The organism is Microbacterium gubbeenense DSM 15944, assembly GCF_000422745.1.
GTDB classification, from domain to species: domain Bacteria; phylum Actinomycetota; class Actinomycetes; order Actinomycetales; family Microbacteriaceae; genus Microbacterium; species Microbacterium gubbeenense.
Genome location: NZ_AUGQ01000053.1, coordinates 1 through 3,351 on the forward strand (window position 1 = coordinate 1; position 3,351 = coordinate 3,351).

A 3,351-nucleotide genomic window follows, 5' to 3' on the forward strand; every position below is an offset into this window, starting at 1 on the left:
GGAACTTCCATCCTCGGGAGGCCTCGACCTCTCTCACGGGACCGCCACGCGCACGTCCTCCCGGACGGGCACTACACGCTCAAATGCGAAGAGCCGTCATACTTCACGCTTCGGCCACGCGCCTTGCCGACGGGGTACTTCGCACGCGTCTTCTCGAGCTTCGTCCGCACGATCTCGGCCGGATCGGCGCCGAGGCGGTCGGCGAGGAGAAGGCAATAGGTCAGCACGTCTGCGAGCTCGTCACGGACAGCCTGTTCGTCAGCCGGCTCACCCCACTGGAACTCCTCGAGCAGTTCGCCTGCCTCGATCGAAATCGACTTCGCAAGGTTCTCCGGCGAGTGGAACTGTGCCCAATCGCGCTCGGCGACGAACTCACGGAGCTCGCGTTGGACGTCAATCGGCGACATGCTCGCCAGGATATCCCTACCAGTCGTGCATTTCCGACAGTGTCTTACGAAGTCGGGATGACCTCTTCCGCAGCGACGACCGTGTCGTAGCCGCCGTAGTGACGAAGGCCCTGGTGCGAGTCGATCCCGGTGTACTGCAGGGACGCGTCCTCATATCGGCGAAACGCGAAGATCGCTTGGTTCATATGGCTCGCGTTGAAGACGCCCAACGACACGAGCAGGTCGAAGTCGTCGACCGTCAGACCCGTCACTGTGCGGAACAGGTCCGGTTCGAGCTTGCGGATCACATCGTTCAGCGTGTGCTCGCGATAGTCAGTGAGGTACATGAACGCCGGGATCCGGGTGGCGAACTTAATCAACTTCTCCTGGATCTGTTTGCGTTTCGACTTGTATTCCTTCTCCTCGGCGGTCAGCTCCCGCTTCGCGGCTTTGTCGAGGTCGTCCCCCTTCTCCTTCTTGACCTTCTGAACGGCTTCACTCTTGTTGACGACAGTCTCGAACACGCTGTCGCCCAGCGCGCGGAAGCCCTCGATATTCATGACGGCCGCCATCGCCTCTGGGTTCGCCATGATCTTTTTGAGGGTCAGGTTGTCGACGTTAACGAGCGTCGCGGATTCCCATCGCCTTGCCAACAACGTCGCCGAGGTTCCAGCCATCGCGATGTCGAGAATCTGACCGGCGTCGACGAGCGTCATGTGCGAGCCGTCGTAGGCGAGCACCGGCAAGAAGCTCACGAGCTCCTCGACTGCACGTTCCGGATTCGGCGACTCAGGTGCGAGCCCCTGGCCATACTCGCTGATCTGACGCAACGCACGAGTCGGTGCGAAGTCGAACACAAAGCACGCCGGCTTCAGTATCTCCTCGGCGTGCGGATTATCTCCGTTGGGGTTGCGAATAGTCCACGGAGACTGCACCCGGAACGCGGCCTGAAAGTACGTCTCAGGCGCCTTCAAGTTTCGCAGCATAAGAATCGACGACCATTGCGGAACAGTGACACCGGTCGTCAGCTTTCCGACCGTCAGCGTAATGCTCTTCGTGTCGTGGCCGCTGCCAATCGCCTTGCGTACTGGAGGAAGTGCGTCGAGCCCGACTCCCGTTCCCGGGCCAGAGACGTTGACAACCGTGTAACCCTGCCAGAACACGTTCTGACGTTCGGCAAGCAAGTTCTCCATTGCCGAGCACGACGACTTGCGCGGCAGCATCCAGATCGAATGCTGCAAGTATGGCAGGAGACGCGTATCCGAATACGGCAGCGGCGGGCGCGTGCCAGATTTCATCGCGTCGACCTGAGTGGGGAGGTGGGCGCCACGCAGGATGTCGAGCCACTTCTGCACGTCGTCTTTGTGCACGAACTCGGCATCCACTCCCTCGCCACTCGCCTCGAAGAAAGTGTTGAGATCGAACTCATCAAACTCGCCTTTGCTCGCTACGGCGAGAAGCTCGTCGGGCATCTGATAGGTGAGCAGCCGCATCTCGGGTAGCGCCGCGTATGGGTTGGGTTCGTTCGGTCGTTCCATCGCGAACGTAGCCTTCGCGCGCTGCTCATCCGTATAGGTCCAGTTGAAGATCTGCTCCTCGATGAAGCGCCCTTCCTTCAACACCTTGAACGGAGTCCCCGACAGGTAGAGGTAGGAGCGCGCCCGGACCGGCACGAATGCGTCGGGATCGTCTCCGAACTCCTCTGCCTGCTCGGCGAATGCGTCCTGATCTTTATCGGTCCTCGCCTCGGACCTGATGGTCTGATCGTCTTCGCCTTCGAATAGCTCCTTCGCGGCATCGCGCCATGCCCCGAAGTGGTACTCGTCGAACACCACGAGGTCCCACGTCATGTCAGTGAGCCACCTGTGCTTCGCCTTGAAGTTGCCGGCTACGTCGCGCCCGAGGAGGTCCTGGAAAGAGCCGAAGAACACGAGCGGTCGCGACGAATCCATGCTTGCAGGATCGCCGCCCGTCGCCCGGGACAGATACTGCCACTCCTCGAAATCGACGTGTGACATCAGGTCGGAACGCCAAGCGTCTTCGACCGCGGGCTTGAATGTGATGACCAGGACACGCCTCGCTTTCAGCTTCTTGGCGAGCTGGTATGTGGCAAAGGTCTTTCCAAAGCGCATCTTCGCGTTCCACAGGAACTCGGGCACAGAATCCGCGTCATCGGCCCAGATCGAGTGGTAATACTCGTACGCCTTCTCAACCGCGTCGCGCTGTTCCTCGCGCATTGTGAAGGTCGCGTGGTGCGTACCTCCCGGCTGCTTTCTGTGGCGTAGTTCCGTGATCGCAGCCCTTACGTCCTCCACGGAGCAACGCATCCACTCAAGCTGCGTGTTGTCGAATCCCTTCTGCTTGAGCCGTTCGCGGACCTCGTGGTCGCGGATTACGCCGCCATCTTCAAGGTCCGCAGGCTCATCGATGACGATTCGATAATTCTCGATCGCGGCCGTCTTCAACTGCTGTGCAACGCGCACCTTCACCTGCTTCGTCGTCTGACCGACTTTCAACAGGCCCTCGTGGGGCCCGTCATTAATCGCATATGCGTAGATACGGGGACGCGCCTCGGGCTTGGTAGGAAGTAGACCAGCCCTGTGGATCGAGATCGAATCTTCATCAGTCATGAGCGGCAACCTGCGACTCCACAAACTCAATCTCGGTCGCACTCAACCCATACCTCTCGTAGAGAGCTTCATCAGTCCATTCGCGATCCAATGGGACCGCCGGCACGAACGAGTAGACATCACGGTTCGCGTGCTGCGTAATCTTGCGCAACGAGACCAAAAAACGGACGAACCGCGTACGCAGGTAGGAATCCAAACGATTCGCCGTCAACTCGTCGCTGAAAGCACCCGCGAGTATATAGGCTCATCGTATTTGAGCGTGTAGCAGTGGCCTGAATCCGCCAGTCTCGAGCAAACTCCTGGCGATGTAGTTGGTCAGGTTCCGGAAGCCCAGC

2 protein-coding genes are annotated in these 3,351 nt (G+C 59.7%); both read right to left on the reverse strand.

Features of this window, described 5'->3' with window-relative positions; all coding sequences use genetic code 11:
• Nucleotides 1-71 precede the first annotated feature (71 nt).
• On the reverse strand, nucleotides 72-407 hold the full coding sequence (locus tag G510_RS0113140) for a nucleotide pyrophosphohydrolase (RefSeq protein WP_029153982.1): 336 nt from the start codon (nucleotides 405-407) through the stop codon (nucleotides 72-74).
• 44 nt (nucleotides 408-451) lie between these two features.
• Complete coding sequence (locus tag G510_RS0113145) at nucleotides 452-3,016, reverse strand: GIY-YIG nuclease family protein (RefSeq protein WP_051216767.1); 2,565 nt, start codon at nucleotides 3,014-3,016, stop codon at nucleotides 452-454.
• Nucleotides 3,017-3,351: the final 335 nt, after the last annotated feature.